The organism is Homoserinibacter sp. GY 40078 (assembly GCF_008017545.1).
Classification (GTDB): Bacteria; Actinomycetota; Actinomycetes; order Actinomycetales; family Microbacteriaceae; genus Homoserinibacter.
Genome location: NZ_VRTZ01000001.1, coordinates 507,652 through 526,160, shown reverse-complemented (window position 1 = coordinate 526,160; position 18,509 = coordinate 507,652). Strand labels below are relative to the sequence as shown.

Sequence of the window (18,509 nt, the reverse complement as noted above, 5' to 3'; positions counted from 1 at the left end):
GTGGTCCTTCGGCTCGACGATGCGAACGCCGGGGCACGACAGATGACGCCTCCGGCAATGTGCCCCACGAACCTAGAAGCCGGCAGACCCCGGTTTGAGGGGAAACCCGAGCGTCCTACCCCCGTGAGGCGACAAGGTGTACCGTCCCCGGCAGGCCGGGGGACGTGCGCTGACGCGAGATCGGCGTCTAGGAGGCCTCGGCGATCGGAGCCGCGGCGCGCTCGTGCGCGATCACCTCGAGCAGTGTCTCGGCGGCACGCCGATCGGCGGCGGTCACGACGCCGCGTCGTGTGACGCCCACGATGAGCGCGTCCCAGCGGTGGTCGTGCAGGTCGGTGCGCACGATGCCACGGGTGGCGAGCTGAAGCAGTTCATCGAGCTCGTCACGGTCGGGGAGGGGGGTAAGCGAATGTACGGGCGGCATGGGGAGGCCTTTCCGCGGGTCGGGAGGCCCGCGCGGGGAGACGCTCACTGTACGGCCGGGTCTCGACCGTCGGACAGACCCGAGAACGGGTGATGGACAACGCGTCCCACCCCTGGCAAAAGTAAGGACGCCGCTACGCGTCTGCAGCGGCGAGTTGCCCGCAGGCGCCGTCGATCTCCTTGCCGCGGGTGTCGCGCAGCGTCGTGGGGATGCCGGCGGCCTCGAGGCGTCGGATGAACTCGGCCGTCACGTCCGGGTCGGACGAGGTCCACACGGATCCGGGCGTCGGATTCAGCGGGATCGGGTTCACATGCACCCAGCCGCGACCGCGCTCGTTGAGCTTCTCGGCCAGCAGGTCCGCTCGCCAGCCGTGGTCGTTCATGTCCTTGATGAGGGCGTACTCGATCGAGACGCGACGGCCGGTCACCTCGAAGTAGTGGCGGGCGGCGTCGAGCGCCTCGTCGACCTTCCAGCGCGAGTTCACGGGGATGAGCTCGTCGCGGAGGGTGTCGTCTGGGGCGTGGAGGCTGAGGGCGAAGGTCAGCGGGAGGTCTTCGTCGGCGAGCTTGCGGATCGCGGGGGCGAGGCCGACGGACGAGACCGTGATCTGCCGGGCCGACATCCCGAGTCCGGCGGGCTGCGGCGCCACCATCGTGCGCACCGCCTTCATGAGCCGGTTGTAGTTCGCGAGCGGTTCGCCCATGCCCATGAACACGATGTTCGTGACCCGCGGCGCGTCGTGGCCGCCGTCGCGGCGGAGGCCGCCGAGCTCGCCCGCGGCGATCGCGCGGTTCGCCGCGACGACCTGGTCGACGATCTCGGCTGCGGACATGTTGCGGGTGAGCCCCGCCTGGCCCGTGGCGCAGAACGGGCAGTTCATGCCGCATCCCGCCTGGCTCGAGACGCACAGCGTGACGCGACCGGGGTAGCGCATGAGCACCGACTCGACGAGCGCGCCGTCGAAGAGGCGCCAGAGGAACTTGATCGTCTCGCCGCCGTCGGTGCGCAGCCGCCGCACCTCGGTGAGCAACGGCGGGAGCATCGCCTCGACGAGCTCCTGACGACCGGCGGCGGGCAGGTCGGTCATCTGCTCGGGGTCGGTCGTGTAATGGGTGAAGTAGTGGGTGGCGATCTGCTTCGCGCGGAAGGCGGGAAGGCCGAGCTCCTCGACCTTCGCCGCGCGCTCGTCGGGGGTGAGGTCGGCGAGGTGCACGGGCGGCTGGGTGCGTCGAGGGGACGCGAACTGCAGCACCGGTCGGCCGTCGGCCGCGACCTTCTGCGTCCACCCCTCGGTCCGGGGTCGCACCTGCCGCACGTCGCTCATCCGTCGATTCTCGCAGACAGGCCCTGTGACGGCCCCATCCAGCGCGTACCCGCTGCGCGCACCCCGAGGGTGAGGGCGCGGATGCCGTAGAAGCCGACGCAGTATGCGAGCTGGATCGCGAGCACCGCGGCCCCCGCCCCCGCGACCTCCGAGCCCTCGGGCACCTGCGCGGCGAGCCACAGCAGCGGCAGATATACGACCAGGTTCACGAGGCCGGCGAGGGCGAGATAGTGCCCATCGGCGGAACCGATCAGCACCCCGTCGAGCACGAACACCACCGCGGCGAGGGGCATCGTGACCGCGACCACGAGGGCACCGGCAGGCACCGCCGCGATCACCCCGGCGTTTCCGGAGAACACCGCGCCGAGCCACGGCGAGGCGATCGCGAGCACCACCCCGAGGGCCACGCCCGACCCGAGGCCCCACAGCAGGAGCCGCCGGACGAGCGCCCGCACGGCATCCCGATCCCCGGTGCCGAGGTCGTGCCCGACGATCGCCTGGGCCGCGATCGCGAACGCGTCGAGCGCGAGGGCGAGCAGGAACGTCAGCTGGAAGAGCACCTGGGTCGAGGCGAGCGTGACGGTGCCCGCGGATGCCGCGGCAACGGTGGTCGCGACGAGCGCGATCCGGAGGGTCAGGGTGCGCAGCAGCATCCATCCCCCGGCGCGGGCGGCGGAGGCGACGCCGGGCAGGCCGGGCCGCACGGATGCGCCGGTGCGTCGGGCGTGCCGTACCGCGATCGCGAGACAGGCGGCGGCCATGCCCCACTGTGCGGCGACCGTGCCGATCGCCGATCCGGCGATGCCCCACCCGGCGCCGTAGATGAGCGCCGCGTTGAGGAGCGCGTTCGCCCCGAATCCGGCGACCGCGATCACGAGAGGCGTGCGGGTGTCCTGCAGGCCCCGGAGGAGTCCCGTGGCGGCGATCACGACGAGCATCGCGGGGACCCCCGCCGACGAGATCGCGACGTAGAGCGCGGCGAGGCCGGTCACCTCGTTGGAGGCGCCGAAGGCGGCGGAAAGAGGATGCGCGACGAACGGTCCGACGATCGCCAGCGCGACCCCGATGCCGAGGGCGAGCCAGATGCCGTCGATACCCGCCCGTACGGCCGCGGTGCGCTCGCCCGAGCCGAGCAGCCGCGCGACGGCGGGGGTCGTCGCGTAGGCGAGGAAGACGAGCAGGCCGATCGCTGTCTGGATGATCGTGGCGGCCACGCCGAGCGCCGCGAGCTGGTCGACGCCGAGGTGGCCGACGAGCGCCGTGTCGGTCGCGAGGAACAGCGGCTCCGCGATGAGCGCCCCGAGCGCCGGGACCGCGAGCCGCAGGATCCGCCGGTCGACCTCGCGCACGGTTCCACGGTATCCGGGCCAGGCGACAGCCGTGCGGGCGCCGGGGCGGCGGATCAGCGCATCTGCTCGGATGCCGGAGGCTCGGCGGTCGCTGGTGCCCGCGATCCCGAGCCGACCGGCCGCGCCGCGGGGGCCGCGATGGTCGCGACCACGATCAGCACGAACACGATGAGCAACGCGTTCAGCAACCCGATGTGCTCGCCGACGAAGCCGATGAGCGGCGGGCCGATGAGGAACGCGCTGTAGCCGATGGTGGCGACCGCCGAGACGCGCGCCGCCGCTCGCGCGGGGTCGTCGGCCGCCGCCGACATCGCCAGCGGGAACCCGAGCGAGGCCCCGAGCCCCCACAGCACGACCCCCGCGAGCAGCAGCGGCACGATCGGCACGAAGATGACGATCGCGAGGCCGATCGCGGCGGATGCGCCAGTGGCCCAGAGCAGACGCACCCGGCCGTAGCGGTCGACGAGCGGGCCGCCCGCCAGGCGACCGATCGTCATCGCGACGGTGAAGAGGGTGAAGGTCGCGGCGCCCTGGCCGTTGTCGAAGCCGCGGTCGTCGACCATCGCGAGCGCGATCCAGTCGTTCGCGGAGCCTTCGGTGAAGGCCATGCCGAGCACGATGACGCCGAGGAGAAGCGTGCGCGGCTCAAGCCAGATCGCCATGCGCTCGCGGAAGGAGAGCCGCACGACGGCCTGCCCCGACTCGTCGTGGGTCGCGGCCGGCGGGATGAAGCGGGGAACCACAATCGCACCGGCCCCGAGCACGACGGCCATGACGGTGAGGTGGATCGCGGGATCGACGCCTGCGAACGCCGCGGCGGTTCCGATGCCCGTGCCGACGACGCTGCCCGCCGACCACGAGGCGTGGAAGAGCGGCAGCATCGTGCGGCCGATCGCCTTCTCGACGCCCGCGCCCTCGACGTTCATCGCCACGTCGCACACGGCGGTGCCGAATCCGTACACCGCCATGGCGACGACGACCACGCCGAAACTGCCGAGCACCGAGGTGCCGATGCCGATCCCCGCGAGCGCGACCGCGCACATGCCCAGCGTGATGCCGATCACTCGACGGTCGCCGAGCCAGTGCATGAGGTGGCTTGCGAACAGCAGCCCCACGATCGACCCGACCGAGACCGAGAGGATGAGCAGCCCCACCACCGAGGTGCTGAGCTCGAGGTGGTCGCGGATCGCCGGGATGCGGATCGCCCACGTCATGGCGCCGATGCCGTTGAGGGCGAAGGTCGCGAACACGGCGTTGCGCCAGGAGGTGGCGTGGGCGGGGCGTGCGGTTCTGGTGGTCATGCGATCCGGGGTGTCCTCTGGGAGTGGAGCCTATCCGCCGAAGCGGGTCGAATCGATTCGATCGAATCGTTTCGAGTAGGCTAATGCGCGATGTCCGACACCGCAAACACCCGCCCGACGCTCTCGGCCGTCGCCGCGCGCGCAGGCGTGTCGGCCTCCACCGCGTCGCTCGTCTTCAGCGGATCGGGTCCCGTCGCCGAAGCGACCCGGGAGCGAGTGCTCGAAGCCGCGTCGGCCCTCGGCTACGCGGGCCCGAACCCCACCGCCCGCTCCCTGCGTCGCGGTCGCACCGGCATCGTCGGCGTCGTCACCGAGGACCGCCTCGGCGACGCCTTCCGCGACCCCATCAACCTGGCCCTCCTCGACGGCCTGGGCGACGAGCTCGCGGACGAGGGCCTCGGCCTCCTGGTGCTCCCCTGGTCGCCCGGATCGCGCGCCGATCTCGCCGCAGCCCCCATGGACGCTGCGGTGCTCCTCGGCTGCAGCGCCGATCTCGCCGGTTCCGTCGAGCTGCTGCGCCGTCGACGCATCCCGCTCATCGCGATCGAGGCGCCGCCACTCGATGGCGTGGTGCCCATCGACCTCGACAACGCGGATGCCACCCGTCGGGGCGCCGAACTGCTGCGCGAGCTCGGGCATGAGCGTGTCGCGCTGGTCACGCTGCCGCTCGACATCGACCGCCTCCGCGCCCCTCTCACCCCGGAGCGCGAGGCGGAGGCCACCGCCTACACGGCGATGGAGCGGATCCGCGGCGCGCGCGAGGTCTTCCCCGACGCCACGGGCGTCTCGGCCGGAGCCAGCACCGTCGCCGAAGGCTACGTCGCGGGTCGGGCGCTGCTCGACGTGCCCGGTGACCGCCCCACGGCGATTATCGCGCAGAGCGACCTGCTGGCCGTGGGGGCGATTCGAGCGGCCGAGGAGCTCGGCCTCGCCGTCCCCACGGATCTCAGCGTGCTCGGATTCGACGGCGCGCGGCTCGATGGCATCACCTCGCACGTGCTCACGACGCTCGCCCAGCCCGCGGTCGAGAAGGGTCGCGCGGCGGGTCGCGCCGTTCGGGCCTCGCTCGTCGGTGAGATGCCGGCGGGGGTCGCTCTCGGCGCCGAACTGCGCCGCGGCGAGACGGTCGCCCCGCCCCGCGCCTGAGGCGGCGGCTCAGCGGGTCAGCCCGGTCAGCTGCTCAGCCCGCGGATGCGGCCAAGCGGTCGAACGCGGCGTCGAGTTCGGCATCCACCGACCGGCGCGAGCCGTCCGCGAGGTACCACTCGGCGATCTCGCGTGCGCCCTCCTCGAAGGGAGTCGTCGCCACCCAGCCGGGCACGAGGGTCTTGATCCGTGTGTTGTCGAAGAGCACGGAGTGCGCCTTGTCGCCCACGAGGCCGGGACCCATCGCGGGGATCTCGCGGGCGATCGACTCCGACGCGATGTGCACGATCCGTGGCTCCACCCCGAGGGCGCGGCCGAGGGTGCGCGCGATCTCGTCCCAGGTGAGCGACTCGTCGCCCGTGATGTGGACGGGGCTGCCGATCGCGTGCGGATTGCCGAACAGGCCGACGAAGGCGCGTGCGAAGTCCCGCGCGTGGGTGAGCGTCCACCAGCTCGTGCCATCGCCGTGGATCACGATCGGCTTGCCGTCGAGCATCCGCTGCAGCGGCGTCCACCCGCCATCGAGCGGGATGAGCGTCTCATCGTAGGTGTGGGAGGGCCGCACGATCGTCGCCGGGAACCCGGCCTCGCGGTAGGCGGCGACGAGCAGGTCCTCGCTCGCGATCTTGTCGCGTGAGTACTGCCAGAAAGGATTGCGCAGCGGCGTCGACTCGACGATCGGCAGCTGCGCGATGGGCTTCTGGTAGGCGGATGCCGACGAGATGTAGATGTACTGCCCGGTGCGTCCGCCGAAGAGCTCGATATCGGCGGCGACCTGCTCCGGAAGGAACGAGCGGAAGTTCACGACCACGTCGAACTCGCGCTCCCCGACCGCCGCCGCGATCGATGCGGGGTCGCCCGCGTCGCCGATGAGCGTGCGGGCTCCCTCGATGGGCGGGCGCGTGCTCGAGCGGCCCCGGTTGAGCAGGGTGACATCCCACCCGAGCTCCACCGCGCGGCGCGAGACCGAGCCGCTGATGATCCCGTTGCCGCCGATGATCAGGACCGTCCTCGCACCCATGCCGCCGAGTCTACGGACGCCTCGGTCGACGCACCGGCAACGCCGGATCTCGACTACCGCGGGCGCCGGTATCGGCGGTTCTTGCTCTGAGGCGCGGCCGTCGGGACGACGGCGCCCTGATCGATGAGTACTCGCAAGCGCGGCCGGATCGCGTTCGGCGTGCTGTCGATGAACAGCGCGAGATCGTGGATGTCGGCTTCCTCGACGACTTCGAGCATTGCGATGATCTTCTCGTCAAGACTCAGCTCGGCGAATCCCGCAGGCCGCGTCGGCATCCGGGTCATCTCGAACAGCGGTGTCGATCCCCGATCGAGATGATGGGCGAGCAGCGCTCCGGGTCGGTACGGATCGCCGGGCCGCTTCGGGAACGCGAGCCACCCGCCGATGACGAGCCCGCGGAGGGTCTGTTTCGCTTCCTCGGTGTCGACGCCGAGCAGCGCTCGGAGCAATTGGTCGTGGAGGTCGAAGCCCCGATAGACCAGGGCGAGCGCGAGGCGCTCTGGTCGATCGAGTCGGCTCGCTCCGACCTCCTGAAGCCATGGTTCGACGTCCGGGCCGAGGATGCCATGACGGTCGAGCACAACCGTCATCCCGGTGATGGTCGGAAGAAAGCGCGGTGCGAGGAGGCCCGCACGGCCCATCACGCCCGTCATTCGCGGAATCCCCGAGCCCGCATTCTCGCTGACGGTCTCGCTGCGGTCGGGGAAGGGGACCTCCGTGAGCAGGCTCGCGAGCACGCGATTGCGGGACCGCGAGCTGCCGTCGTAGAGGTCGACTTCGCGTCTCCCTCCCCAGATCCCCCCAGGATTGGCGATCTCAACACGGTCGGGATACACCTCGATGCGCACCTGGTCGCCGGTCGCGTATTCGCTGTAGTCACGGTGCGCGAGCGCGTTGACGATCGCTTCACGGAGGGCATCGACGGGGATCTCCGGTTCGTCCGCTGCACCTGCACCGCGTGAGACCCGCCGCGTCTGCAAGTTCTTCAGGGTCGCGCTCACCGCGTCGTCGACCATCAACGGAATCGAACCCTCGATGATGCGGCGGTCGAGCATTCGCACGTCGCCTCGCACGTCGGCTTTGTCGTGACCGGGATATGCGGCAAAGCTGATCATCAGCTGGGGGAGGAAGTGCTGAGGGTAGCGACCGAACGACATGAGCCCCGCGAGCGTCGGTGTTGACCGATCAGCTGAGAGGACGTTGTGTCGTGTGAGGATGTCGCGTTCATCAGTGAGGTCGGCGACGGATCGCGGCCGGGTCTCTCGAAGCCTGGTGACGAAGCGCGCAACCTGAGCGGGGTCGAGGTCATCGATCGTGGCGCCGTCTACCGGCCGCAGGTCATCCGTCGGCTGCTGCGCGGAGGTGCTGAGGAGGAATACCGCGTAGGTGCTCATTCGGCGATCGCCGTCGCCGACGCGCTCGAAGCTCCCGCTCTCCTTGCCTTTGCTCGACACGAAACATGGTTTCTGATCAGGCGGAAGCTCGTCGACATCGACCACGACGATCGGCCGGCCGTCGATCGTGTCGATTTCTATGGTTCCCTGCGCCCGGGGGGTGACGGGGCCATCCGGCTCATGCGCGCGGCGCGGGCGGAAACCCTCGGCGACCGCGTCGCGAATCGAGGTGGCGTCGAACCCGGGGGCGGGCGCGAAGTTGGCCCCCTCATCGAGGCCGAGGAGGATCACGCCACCGCCGTCGTTGCTGAAGGCCGAGACCGTCTCCCAGATCGATACGGGGAGTCGGCCGACCGCCGCCTTGGCCTCGACGTGGGTGAGGTCGGTCTTCGCGGCACGAAGGCGCTCGACGACGACCTCAAGGCTCCCTTGGCTGGTCTCCCACATCACTGACTCCTCACTGATGCATCACTATACCCTCAGTGATGCTGGTTGTCGGCCGGCATCCATTCGCGATGTAGATCGACGTCGGTAGTGAGTTCAGTGCCTAGGCTGACATCCATGAACGACCATGCCGCGGCCTCCATCGACGTGACGCATCGCAGTGCATCCGGCATCGCCCTCGACGAGCTCGACCCCAGCATCCGCCCGCAGGACGACCTGTTCCGCCACGTCAACGGAAAGTGGATCGACCGCACCGAGATCCCCTCCGACAAGGCGCGCTACGGGTCCTTCTACCTGCTCGCCGAGGCGGCGGAGCAGGCGGTGCGCGAGATCATCGAGGAGGCGCAGGGCGCCGAGCCCGGCACGGAGGAGCGCACCTTCGGCGACCTCTACGCGAGCTTCATGGACGAGGAGCGCATCGACTCCCTCGGGTGGGAGCCGCTGCGAGCCGACCTGGCGTCGGTCGCCGGACTGCTCGACATCCCGTCGTTCCTGCGTGCGCTGGGCGCCTTCGAGCGCACCGGCGTCGGCGGGTTCTTCGCCGCCTTCGTCGACAACGACCCCGGCGACCCGGAGCGCTACCTCGTGTTCCTCGAGCAGGCGGGGCTCGGGCTTCCCGACGAGTCGTACTATCGCGAAGAGAAGTTCGCGGGCATCCGCGAGGCGTACCTGGCCTTCCTCGAGCGGATGCTGACCCTCGCCGGGTTCGACGAGGCCCCCGCCCGCGCGGCCCGGGTGCTCGAGCTGGAGACGGCGATCGCCTCGCACCACTGGGACAACGTGCGCACGCGCGACAGCCAGGCCACCTACAACCCGATGACCTGGACCGAGACGGCCGCCCTCGGGGCTGACGCGCCGCTCGGCGTGTGGCTCGAGGGGCTCGACGTGCCCGCCGGGGCGTTCGAGGCGGTCGTCGTCCGCGAGCCGAGCTTCGTGACGGGACTCGCGGGCCTCCTCACCGAGAACCGCCTGGAGGCCTGGCGTGACTGGCTCCGATTCCAGCTGATCCGCTCGGTCGCGCCCTACCTGCACTCGGAGGTCGTCGCCGCCAACTTCGACTTCTACGGCAAGACCCTCACCGGAACCCCCGAGCTGCGTGCCCGCTGGAAGCGCGGGGTCTCGCTCGTCGAGGGCGCGATGGGTGAGGCGGTCGGTCGTATCTACGTCGAGCGTCACTTCAGCCCGGCCGCGAAGACCGCTATGGATGAACTCGTCGCGAACCTCGTCGAGGCGTACCGCGGCTCGATCGCCGAGCTCGACTGGATGACCGACGAGACCCGCGCGCGTGCCCTCGACAAGCTCGAGAAGTTCACCCCCAAGATCGGCTACCCCGTGAAGTGGCGCGACTACTCCGCGCTCTCCGTCGACGCATCCGACCTGATCGGCAACGTGCGGGCGACCGCCGCCTTCGAGTTCGCGCGCGAGCTCGGCAAGATCGGTCGTCCCATCGACCGCGACGAGTGGTTCATGACGCCGCAGACGATCAACGCGTACTACAACCCGGGATTCAATGAAATCGTCTTCCCGGCGGCGATCCTGCAGTTCCCGTTCTTCGACGAGACCCGCGACGCGGCCGCGAACTACGGGGCGATCGGCGCGGTCATCGGGCACGAGATCGGGCACGGCTTCGACGACCAGGGGTCGCGCTTCGATGGCGACGGCAGGCTCACCGACTGGTGGACCGCCGACGACCGCGCGGCGTTCGAAGAGCGCACCTCGAAGCTCATCGCCCAGTACGACGCCCTCGAGCCTGCGCAACTGACCGGCCACCACGTCAACGGGGCGCTCACGATCGGCGAGAACATCGGCGACCTGGGCGGGCTCGGCATCGCATGGAAGGCCTACCTGCTCTCGCTCGGCGGAGAGGAGCCGCCCGTGGTCGACGGCCTCACCGGCGCGGAACGGTTCTTCCTCAGCTGGGCGCAGGCATGGCAGATCAAGGTGCGCGATGAAGAGGCGCTGAGGCTTCTGTCGATCGACCCGCACTCCCCCAACGAGTTCCGCTGCAACCAGATCGTGCGCAACATCGACGTCTTCCACGAGGCGTTCGGCGTGAGCGCGGACGACGCGCTGTGGCTCGCTCCCGACGACCGGGTGGCCATTTGGTAGACGCCCCCCTCCTGCGCGACCGCCGCGCGCGCGTGCCTCAGGTGCGCGTGCCGCGGCATCGTGCCGAGCACCCGGAGCCGAGCTTCGGGGGCGCGTTCACCGCGTTGGGCGAGTTGGCGTACGGCGGAGCGCAGGTGTCGGCATCCGTCATCGACCTCGACACCGGGGCACGCGTGCTGTCGATCGACGACCGGATCGTGCTGCCGACCGCGTCCGTCGGGAAGATCCTGCTGCTCATCGAGGTCTCCGCTCGGCTGAGCGCGAACGAGAACCCGGTGCTCGAGACGCTCGACAAGACGCCGCGGGACGCCGTGGGCGATTCGGGGCTGTGGCGGCACCTGCAGGCGCGGTCGCTTCCGCTCTCCGACCTTGCAACCCTCGTCGGCGCCACGAGTGACAACCTCGCGACGAACGTGCTGCTGCGAGAGGTGGGTCTCGATGCGGTGCGACACCGCACCGAGCAGCTGGGCCTCCTGCGGACGGCCCTCATCGACCTCGTGCGCGACACCCGCGGCCCCGACGACGCCCCGCAGCTGTCGGTCGGATCGACCGCGGAGCTGTCGTGGCTCTTCGCGGCGCTCGCCCGCGGCCAAGTGGTGGACTCGCTGACCTCATCTCGGGTGCTCGGATGGCTCTCTCTCAACACCGACCTCTCGATGGTGGCGAGCGCGTTCGGCGTCGACCCGCTCTCGCATCGCGGAGTGGATCACGGCCTCCAGCTCGTCAACAAAACGGGCACCGACGAGGGCGTGCGGTCGGAGGCGGGCATCCTTCGCGGGCCCCGTCGCGGGGTCGCGTACGCCGTCTCCGTGCAGTTCGCCGACACCTCGATCGCGGCGCGACTCCGGGTGCTGGACGCGTTGCGGATGGTCGGTCTCGATCTGCTGGAGTACGTGCACTGAGCGGTCGGCGCGTTCTACCCCCGTTCGGCAACCAACCGGTGTTCGGCCTTGCCTCGTCGGCGTGGCGGGCCCTAGGTTGAGGATCGCACCGCTATAGCCCGTCCCCACGGGCCTCCCGAAGCCGTGCGACCCGAACACCCCGAAATACCCGAACACCCCCGAATATCCCCCCACATCCCGATCTGCTCTCATCGAGCGCACCCCCACCGGTTCCCTCCGGCGCGCTCGAGGGTGGGTCCTTGCCCGTGCGCTGCCATACGCGCGGGTCCCCCTGCAAGGACTGTTCATCGTGCTCAAAAAGTCAGTGGCGACGCTCGTCGCCTTCCTCCTCGCCCTCGGGCTCTCGATCGCCGCGTTGTCCCCGTCGTACGCCGACGACGCGACGCCGACGGAGCCCGTCGCCACCGAATCGCCCTCGTCCGAACCTCAGGAAGAGCCGGCGGCCGACGAGTCGCCCGCTCCCGCCGAGGAGGACGCCGGCGACGAGGCTCCGCCCGCGCAGACCTCGTCTGCCGCGCGCTCCGCATCGGCGGCCACCTCGTACCCGACCACCCCTCCTGCGCAGGTCGATCCGATCCCGACGGATCCCACCTGTGAGAGCGACGGCAGCATCCTGCTGCCGGACGTGGCCGGTGTCACCTGGTACGTCAACGGCACCGTGACGGCGGCCGGCACGGTCCCCGCCGCGGCCGGAGACAACATCGTGGTGAAGGCCGAGGCCGCCAGCGATGGCGTCATTCCGGGCGCGACCCGTGACTCCCGCACCGGCAAGTGGACCCGCACCTGGACGTTCTCGATGCCGTTCGTCGAGTGCGAGCCCGAGCTGACGGGCGAGATCTCGGCGATCTGCCTCAACGACGCCCCGTACATCCACTACAGCGTCACGCTCATCGACCCTGATCACCTCTCGACGAGTGACCAGGCGGTGCTGACCCTCGCCGCGGGCAGCGACAGCTTCACCTACTCCCCCGCTCTCGGGACGATCACCGACGGCACCACCCTCGAGGGCGACCTGCTGTGGCCCGGCGCGAGCGTGGATCCGATCACCGGTGAGGCCAACGGCTGGCCGGGCTGGGAGTACGCGGGCGGCGTGTGGCAGGAGACCACCGGCAACTACGCCTGGTCGCGTGACGGCGTGACGGCGACGATCGCGGTCAACCCCGAGCTCGTGGCATCGCTCGAGTACCCGCCCGGCAACCCCGACTGCTACCCCGGCCCGCAGGAGGTGACCCCGACGCTCACGACCGTCGAGACCGACTGCGACGCCGTCGGCACCTACACGCTCGACGACATCGAGGGCATCCAGTGGTGGGTCGACGGTGTTCCGGTCGACCCGGACACCTACCCGGGAAGCATCTCGGCGACGGCCCACGTGACCGCCACCGCGACGGGGCCGTACGTGCTCGATCCCGATGCGACGACGAGCTGGGATCTCGACTTCCCCGTGGGCGAGGATTGCCTCGGCCTCGTCGGATCGAGCGCGACGGGCACCTGCGAGGCGGGTTCGCCGTGGATCCACTACCAGGTCGTGCTGACCGATCCGTTCGGTGAGGCCACCAGCCACGACGCGGAGCTCATCATGAGCGACGGCACCAACACCGTCACGATCCCGCTCGGCACGATCGACCCGACCACGCTGAGCCTGTCCGGCGACGTGCTGTGGCCCGGCGCCAGCATCGATCCCGTGACCGGAGAGCCGAACGGCTGGCCCGGATGGGAGCTCGTCGACGGCGAGTGGCAGGAGACCACCGGCAACTACGCCTGGACGCGCAGCATCACCTCCGCCACGATCTCGGTGAACCCGACCATGACGGTGGCGCTCGCCTACCCGACCGCATCGCCCGACTGCCTGCTCGACCCGCCCTCGGGTGAGCTGCCGACCGACGGCCTCTTCCCGACGAGCGCGACGCTCTCGGAGCAGTGCACGACCGACGGCAGCGGGGTGCTCACGCTCGGGCTCGTCGACGGGGTGTCGTTCTTCGAGGACGTCAACTACTTCGTCGACGGCGTGCCGGCCGCGTCCTCCACGGTGTACCTCAGCAAGGGCGTGCACCAGGTGACCGTGACCACCAAGTCCCCGACGGATGGCCTCGACGGCCCGACCGCCTGGCAGATCGTGGTGACCGGCGGGCAGACCTGCGGTCAGCTCGACACCCTTGCCCTGACGGGCGCTCCCACGGGCGGCTGGATCGCCGCCGTGGGTGCGCTGCTCGCGATCGTCGCGGGCGCCGTCCTCGCCCGGAAGCGTCCCCGCACCGAGGCGTAAGTCCCGCGACCCCACCCGCTGCAGGGGCGGGTGGGGTCGCGGTCATCCTGTCACCCCCCGTGCGGGCGAGTGGCGGATCAGGCGGATGCGATCCCGTCGGTCTCGGTCTCGGCGTGCGTCGGAGCGGTCGGCGTGATCCCGTAGACGGCGTCGAGTCCTGCCGCGAAATCGTCGATGCGTCCCTCGGATGCGAGCAGGCGTGCGCGTTCCGACGGCCCGTGCACGAGAACGCCCGCGAAGTGCCGCAGCGCCGTCTCGATGCGACCGTCGTCGCCGCGGGTGCGGGCGCGACCGATCTCGGCCTCGAGCACCTCGTCGATGTGCCGGCGCAGCGCGACGATCGCGGGTGCCGCCGTCTCGTCGGCGGTGAACTCGGCGACCGCTCCCCCGACGAGGGCGTGCGCCGAGTCGGCGAGCTCGGGGAGCGGCGCGTGGAGGGCCAGCAGCTCGAGGTCGATCAACTCGACGCCGGGGATCGCGCCGACGGCGGGGTCGACGTTGCGCGGCAGGCCGAGGTCGATGACGAGCAGCGGGCTCCCGCCCGGGATCGCATCCGGAGTCACGGTGTAGCGCGCCGTGCAGGTGATCACGACGTCGACGTCGCGGAGTGCCTCGGTGAGTGTGGTCTCGGGCCGGACGCCGTATTTGGCCGCGAACATCGCGGCACGTCCGGTCGCGGAGTAGACCCGCACGTCCGCGGCGCCGCGCGCTCGTAGGGAGGCGATGGTCGTCGCGGCGTACCGGCCCGTGCCGACGAGCAGCACGCGTGCGCTGCCCCAGTCGGGGATGCGCGCGGATGCGAGGTCGAGCGCGAGCCGGGCGAGCGAACGGTCGGCACCGCTCAGGTCGCCAGCCGAGCGCACGGATCGCGAGGTCCGCGCCGCCTGCTGGAAGAGCCGGTCGAGCGGAGAGCTCACGGTGCCCGCGCGGCGGGCGTCCTGCGCGGCACGCTGCACCTGCCCGGCGATCTCCTCCTCGCCCACGACCATCGACTCGAGACCGGACGTCACCGCGAAGAGGTGCCGCACGGCGGAGTCGCCGGTGTGGGCGTGCGCCGATTCGCGCAACGCCTCTGCATCCTCGGCGGTGAGCTCGGCGAGTGCGCCCACGACGGCCTCCGCGGCGATCGCGTCGGCCGCGGCGAGCGGATCGTCGAGGTCGAGGTACGCCTCGAAGCGGTTGCACGTGGAGAGCACGACCGCGCCGCGCACGAAGTCCAGCTCGGCGAGTCGGGTCGCCGCCTCCGACGCCGGGATACGAGACACCCGATCGAGGAGGGCGAAGTCCGCGTTCGCGTGATTCGCCGTCAGACAGAACAGCACGCGCTCCATGCTAACCGGCACCGGTGCGAGGATGGTCGGGTGCTCTCCCCCCTGCATCCTCTCGTCGACGGCCGAACCACTGACGCGGCGTTCGTGCGCGCCCTGCGCGGCGAGCGTCCCGACCGCACTCCGGTCTGGTTCATGCGGCAGGCGGGTCGTTCGCTGCCCGAGTACCGGGCGGCGCGCGAGGGCACCGAGATGCTCGACGCCTGCCTGCGGCCGGACCTCGCCGCCGAGCTGACGCTCCAGCCCGTGCGTCGGCACGGCGTCGATGCGGCGATCCTGTTCAGCGACATCGTCGTGCCGGTCCTGCTCGCGGGCGTGGACGTGCGGATCGTCCCCGGCCGGGGTCCCGTGATAGACGATCCGATCCGCACCGCGTCCGACGTGCTGCGCCTGCGGCCGGTCGACCCGGAGGCGTTCGCCCCGATCGCGGAGGCGGTGGGGCTGATCGTCGCCGAGCTCGGCAGCACGCCGCTCATCGCGTTCGGCGGCGCGCCGTACACGCTCGCGTCGTATCTCGTCGAGGGCGGCCCGTCGAAGGACCAGTTGCGCGCCCGATCCCTCATGTACGCAGACCCGCACACCTGGGCCGCGCTCCTGAACTGGTGCGCTGATGTGACCGGGGCGTTCATCCGCGCCCAGGTGGAGGCCGGCGCGAGCGCCGCCCAGCTGTTCGACTCGTGGATGGGCTCGCTCTCCCGCCGTGACTATCAGCGGCGGGTCGCGCCGCACTCGGCACGGGCGCTCAGCGCGCTGCGGGGGCTCGATGTGCCGCGCATCCACTTCGGCGTCGGCAGCGGCGAGATGCTCGATCTGCTCCCCGGCCTCGGGGTGGACGCGGTGGGCGTCGACTGGCGGATCCCGCTCGACGAGGCGAGCGCGCGTCTGGGTGGGGGAGTGCCGCTGCAGGGCAACATCGATCCCGCGTTGCTGGCCGCCCCGTGGAGCGTGCTGAGCGCGCACCTCGAGGATGTGCTCGATCGCGGTCTCGCCGCGCCCGCGCACGTCGCGAACCTCGGCCACGGGGTGCCGCCCGAGACCGACCCGGACGTGCTGACCCGCGTCGTGGAGTTCGTGCATGCCCGAGCCTGAGCTGCCCGTTGCGATCGTGGTCGGCGGCGGGATCGCCGGTCTCGTAGCTGCGCGCGAGCTCGTGTTCGCTGGGCGCAGCGTCGTCGTGCTCGAGGAGCGCGACCGCCTCGGCGGACAGGTGGCCAAGCATTCCGTCGCCGGAATGGACCTGGACGCGGGCGCTGAGGCGTTCGCCCGCCGGGGCGAGGAGCTGCCGCGGCTGCTGCGCGCCCTGCACCTCGACGATCAGGTGGTCTCCCCCTCGGGCGCTCCCGCGTGGGTCTATCGGGCGCGCGGTGCGGCGCCGCTTCCCGCCGCGAGCCTGCTGGGCATCCCCGGAGTCCCGCTCGCCCGCGACGTGATCGATGTGATCGGCACCGGTGCGGCGCTGCGTGCCCAGCTCGACAACCTCCTCCCGTCGCTCGTCGCCTCGAAGGCGGAGACGGTCGGCGAGCTCGTCCGTCGGCGGATGGGCGCGCGCGTCGTCGACGAGCTCGTCGCCCCGGTGACCCGTGGCGTGCACTCGCTCAGCCCCGACGAGCTGCCCGTCGATCGCGCGGCCCCCGGCCTGCGAAGCGCTCTCCTGCGGAACGGATCGCTCGCCGCCGCGGTGCGGGCGATGCGCGAGCAGGCCCCCGCCGGCGCGCTCGTCGCAACACTTCGCGGCGGCATGTTCCGGCTCGTGGAGGCGCTCGAGGCCGAGCTCGATCGCTTCGGTGTCGAGGTGCGGACGGGCGTGCGCGTCACCGGATGGGATTCGTCGGGCGTCGAGACGGACGTGGGGGAGCGCATCGAGGGCGAGGTCGTGCTCGCGGCGCCCCTCGGGATCGATGCGCCGCGGACTCGGGTGCAGGTGGCGACGCTCGCCGTCGACGCACCGGAGCTCGCGACGGCTCCCCGGGGCACCGGAGTGCTCGTGGCCGCCGGCGTTCGCGATGTCGCGGCCCGAGCGCTCACCCACGTGACGGCGAAGTGGCCTCACCTGGCCGAGCAGACCTCCCTGCAGATCGTGCGGCTGTCCTACGACGAGGGAGTCGACGTGACCGCCGAGCGCGCACGATCCGACGCGGAGGCCCTGCTGGGGGTTCGGCTCCCGGCGCCCGTCGACTCCGCGATCGTGGTGTGGGAACGCACCGGGCGTCGGTCGGATCCGTCTCATGCCATTGACGGAATGCGTCGGGTGGGGGAGGCTGAATCGGGCACGGGATTGGCATCCGTCGTCACATACGCGCGAACCGTGGCCGGCGCAATCCCCTCGGACGGACCGTCTACCGAGGGTTAAGCTGGGACATGAGCCCCCTGGGAGCCACCAGAACCGCGACAACCTCGCGAGATCGGAGTGCACCGTGAAAGGCAAGATCCTCTTCCTCGCCGGACTCGGCGTCGGGTACGTGCTGGGCACCCGCGCCGGCCGCGAAAGGTACGAGCAGCTGAAGTCGACAGCGTCGCAGCTGTGGAACGCGCCGCTCGTGCAGAAGCGGGTCGACACCGTGCAGGACTTCGTGCGCGACAAGACCCCGGAGGTGGTCGAGTTCGTCGCAGAGGGCGCCAAGAAGGTCGCCGCTCAGGTGTCCGGCCGTACCACGTCGCGCACACAGGGCTCCGGCTCGCGCAGCACGGCGTCGAGTTCGTCGGCTGCCAAGAAGTCCGGGACGACGAAGTCGAGTTCGGGCGGATCGAAGTCCGGGTCGAGCACCGCCAAGAAGTCGTCGAGCACGCGCAAGCCGGCCTCCGGCTCCTCGTCCTGATCGGAGCGGCGTGATGACCGACACCCCCACCGGTCCCGAGACCACCAAGCCGCGCAAGCGCTCGCTCATCGACCTGCTGACCGCACTGCCACAGCAGGTGCAGGAGCTCGTGCAGCGCGAGATCGACCTCGTCAAGGCCGAGCTCATCGCGAAGCTCAAGGCGCTCGGCACGGGCGCTGGATTGCTCGTCGGCGCGCTGGTCGTGCTGCTCTTCTTCATCGGGGTGCTGCTGACCCTCGCGATCATCGGGCTCAGCTACGTCATGCCCGACTGGGCGGCCGCGCTCGTCGTCGCCGGCGTGCTGCTCATCGTCGCGGTCATTCTCGGGCTCGTCGGCTACCGGACGCTCATGCGCGGCATCCCGCCTGTTCCCACCGAGGCCATCGAATCCATCCGGAAAGACATCCACGCCGTCCGCGGCGTGGGGAAGCGAGGCGGATCATGAACGCAACCGCAGACGCCAAGGCGGCAGCCACGAAGGCCCGCCACGACCTGGCCGACACCCTCGATGCTCTCGAGGACAAGCTGAACGTCCCCAAGCGTGCGGGCGAGCTCGGCCGGAAGGCCAAGAGCGCATACGAGAAGAACCCCGTTCCGTGGATCGTGGGCGGCGCCGCCGTCGCGATCATCGCGGTCGGCCTCGTCGCCTGGGCCGTGTTCGGCGGCGACGACTGAGCCGTCCGAA

At 70.8% G+C, this 18,509-nt stretch carries 16 protein-coding genes; 9 read left to right on the top strand and 7 right to left on the bottom strand.

Annotated features, from left to right (window positions below; all coding sequences use genetic code 11):
- Nucleotides 1–187: 187 nt before the first annotated feature.
- From FVQ89_RS02535 to FVQ89_RS02520, 4 genes are all read right to left on the bottom strand, one after another.
- Nucleotides 188–424, bottom strand: coding sequence for a hypothetical protein (locus FVQ89_RS02535; protein ID WP_147900348.1), 237 nt, complete (start codon nt 422–424; stop codon nt 188–190).
- A 133-nt stretch (nt 425–557) separates the two neighbouring features.
- On the bottom strand, nt 558–1,748 hold the full coding sequence (gene rlmN / locus FVQ89_RS02530) for a 23S rRNA (adenine(2503)-C(2))-methyltransferase RlmN (RefSeq protein ID WP_147900347.1): 1,191 nt from the start codon (nt 1,746–1,748) through the stop codon (nt 558–560).
- The gene (locus FVQ89_RS02525) at nt 1,745–3,097 is read right to left on the bottom strand and encodes an MATE family efflux transporter (RefSeq protein WP_147900346.1); all 1,353 of its coding nucleotides are present in this window, start codon (nt 3,095–3,097) and stop codon (nt 1,745–1,747) included. The genes rlmN and FVQ89_RS02525 overlap by 4 nt, the downstream gene beginning before the upstream one ends.
- Nucleotides 3,098–3,150: 53 nt before the next feature.
- Nucleotides 3,151–4,398, bottom strand: coding sequence for an MFS transporter (locus tag FVQ89_RS02520; RefSeq protein ID WP_147900345.1), 1,248 nt, complete (start codon nt 4,396–4,398; stop codon nt 3,151–3,153).
- A gap of 90 nt (nt 4,399–4,488) precedes the next feature.
- Here FVQ89_RS02520 and FVQ89_RS02515 point away from each other — a divergent pair, with 90 nt between their 5' ends.
- Nucleotides 4,489–5,544 (top strand): LacI family DNA-binding transcriptional regulator, encoded by a 1,056-nt coding sequence (locus FVQ89_RS02515; protein WP_147900344.1) that lies wholly within the window; start codon nt 4,489–4,491, stop codon nt 5,542–5,544.
- 34 nt (nt 5,545–5,578) lie between these two features.
- Here the strand turns inward: FVQ89_RS02515 and FVQ89_RS02510 are convergent, their stop codons facing one another.
- Both FVQ89_RS02510 and FVQ89_RS02505 read right to left on the bottom strand, forming a co-directional pair.
- Nucleotides 5,579–6,565 carry an NAD-dependent epimerase/dehydratase family protein gene (locus FVQ89_RS02510; protein ID WP_147900343.1) on the bottom strand — a complete coding sequence of 329 codons (987 nt, stop codon included), beginning with the start codon at nt 6,563–6,565 and terminating at the stop codon, nt 5,579–5,581.
- Nucleotides 6,566–6,618: 53 nt separating this feature from the next.
- On the bottom strand, nt 6,619–8,406 hold the full coding sequence (locus FVQ89_RS02505) for an ATP-binding protein (RefSeq protein WP_147900342.1): 1,788 nt from the start codon (nt 8,404–8,406) through the stop codon (nt 6,619–6,621).
- A gap of 114 nt (nt 8,407–8,520) precedes the next feature.
- On the opposite strand from FVQ89_RS02505, the gene FVQ89_RS02500 reads away from it, so the two are divergent.
- The 3 genes from FVQ89_RS02500 (at nt 8,521) to FVQ89_RS02490 (ending at nt 13,680) form a co-directional block, all read left to right on the top strand.
- Nucleotides 8,521–10,512: a M13 family metallopeptidase gene (locus FVQ89_RS02500; protein ID WP_147900341.1), complete on the top strand. Its 1,992-nt coding sequence runs from the start codon at nt 8,521–8,523 to the stop codon at nt 10,510–10,512.
- On the top strand, nt 10,506–11,414 hold the full coding sequence (locus FVQ89_RS02495) for a serine hydrolase (protein WP_147900340.1): 909 nt from the start codon (nt 10,506–10,508) through the stop codon (nt 11,412–11,414). Before FVQ89_RS02500 ends, FVQ89_RS02495 begins: the two co-directional genes overlap by 7 nt.
- 289 nt (nt 11,415–11,703) lie before the next feature.
- Nucleotides 11,704–13,680 (top strand): hypothetical protein, encoded by a 1,977-nt coding sequence (locus FVQ89_RS02490; RefSeq protein ID WP_147900339.1) that lies wholly within the window; start codon nt 11,704–11,706, stop codon nt 13,678–13,680.
- A 77-nt stretch (nt 13,681–13,757) separates the two neighbouring features.
- On the opposite strand, the gene FVQ89_RS02485 is transcribed toward FVQ89_RS02490, so the two are convergent.
- On the bottom strand, nt 13,758–15,011 hold the full coding sequence (locus FVQ89_RS02485) for a glutamyl-tRNA reductase (RefSeq protein ID WP_370454455.1): 1,254 nt from the start codon (nt 15,009–15,011) through the stop codon (nt 13,758–13,760).
- Between the two features lie 30 nt (nt 15,012–15,041).
- Between FVQ89_RS02485 and hemE the strand changes: the two genes are divergently transcribed.
- The 5 genes from hemE (at nt 15,042) to FVQ89_RS02460 (ending at nt 18,499) form a co-directional block, all read left to right on the top strand.
- Nucleotides 15,042–16,097, top strand: a complete 1,056-nt coding sequence (gene hemE / locus FVQ89_RS02480) for a uroporphyrinogen decarboxylase (RefSeq protein ID WP_147900337.1) — start codon at nt 15,042–15,044, stop codon at nt 16,095–16,097.
- Complete coding sequence (locus FVQ89_RS02475) at nt 16,084–17,358, top strand: NAD(P)/FAD-dependent oxidoreductase (protein ID WP_147900336.1); 1,275 nt, start codon at nt 16,084–16,086, stop codon at nt 17,356–17,358. Before hemE ends, FVQ89_RS02475 begins: the two co-directional genes overlap by 14 nt.
- Before the next feature lie 64 nt (nt 17,359–17,422).
- Complete coding sequence (locus tag FVQ89_RS02470; RefSeq protein ID WP_147900335.1) at nt 17,423–17,824, top strand: YtxH domain-containing protein; 402 nt, start codon at nt 17,423–17,425, stop codon at nt 17,822–17,824.
- Between the two features lie 13 nt (nt 17,825–17,837).
- A complete protein-coding gene (locus FVQ89_RS02465; RefSeq protein WP_147900334.1) occupies nt 17,838–18,269 on the top strand; it encodes a phage holin family protein in 432 nt (143 codons plus the stop codon).
- Nucleotides 18,266–18,499, top strand: coding sequence for a DUF3618 domain-containing protein (locus tag FVQ89_RS02460; protein WP_147900333.1), 234 nt, complete (start codon nt 18,266–18,268; stop codon nt 18,497–18,499). Before FVQ89_RS02465 ends, FVQ89_RS02460 begins: the two co-directional genes overlap by 4 nt.
- Nucleotides 18,500–18,509: the final 10 nt, after the last annotated feature.

Coding starts and splice junctions, on each gene's coding strand:
- FVQ89_RS02535 (WP_147900348.1), bottom strand. CDS start 424: ATGCCGCCCGTACATTCGCTTACCCCCCTCCCCGACCGTGACGAGCTC.
- rlmN (WP_147900347.1), bottom strand. CDS start 1,748: ATGAGCGACGTGCGGCAGGTGCGACCCCGGACCGAGGGGTGGACGCAG.
- FVQ89_RS02520 (WP_147900345.1), bottom strand. CDS start 4,398: ATGACCACCAGAACCGCACGCCCCGCCCACGCCACCTCCTGGCGCAAC.
- FVQ89_RS02515 (WP_147900344.1), top strand. CDS start 4,489: ATGTCCGACACCGCAAACACCCGCCCGACGCTCTCGGCCGTCGCCGCG.
- FVQ89_RS02510 (WP_147900343.1), bottom strand. CDS start 6,565: ATGGGTGCGAGGACGGTCCTGATCATCGGCGGCAACGGGATCATCAGC.
- FVQ89_RS02505 (WP_147900342.1), bottom strand. CDS start 8,406: ATGTGGGAGACCAGCCAAGGGAGCCTTGAGGTCGTCGTCGAGCGCCTT.
- FVQ89_RS02500 (WP_147900341.1), top strand. CDS start 8,521: ATGAACGACCATGCCGCGGCCTCCATCGACGTGACGCATCGCAGTGCA.
- FVQ89_RS02485 (WP_370454455.1), bottom strand. CDS start 15,011: ATGGAGCGCGTGCTGTTCTGTCTGACGGCGAATCACGCGAACGCGGAC.
- FVQ89_RS02475 (WP_147900336.1), top strand. CDS start 16,084: ATGCCCGAGCCTGAGCTGCCCGTTGCGATCGTGGTCGGCGGCGGGATC.
- FVQ89_RS02465 (WP_147900334.1), top strand. CDS start 17,838: ATGACCGACACCCCCACCGGTCCCGAGACCACCAAGCCGCGCAAGCGC.
- FVQ89_RS02460 (WP_147900333.1), top strand. CDS start 18,266: ATGAACGCAACCGCAGACGCCAAGGCGGCAGCCACGAAGGCCCGCCAC.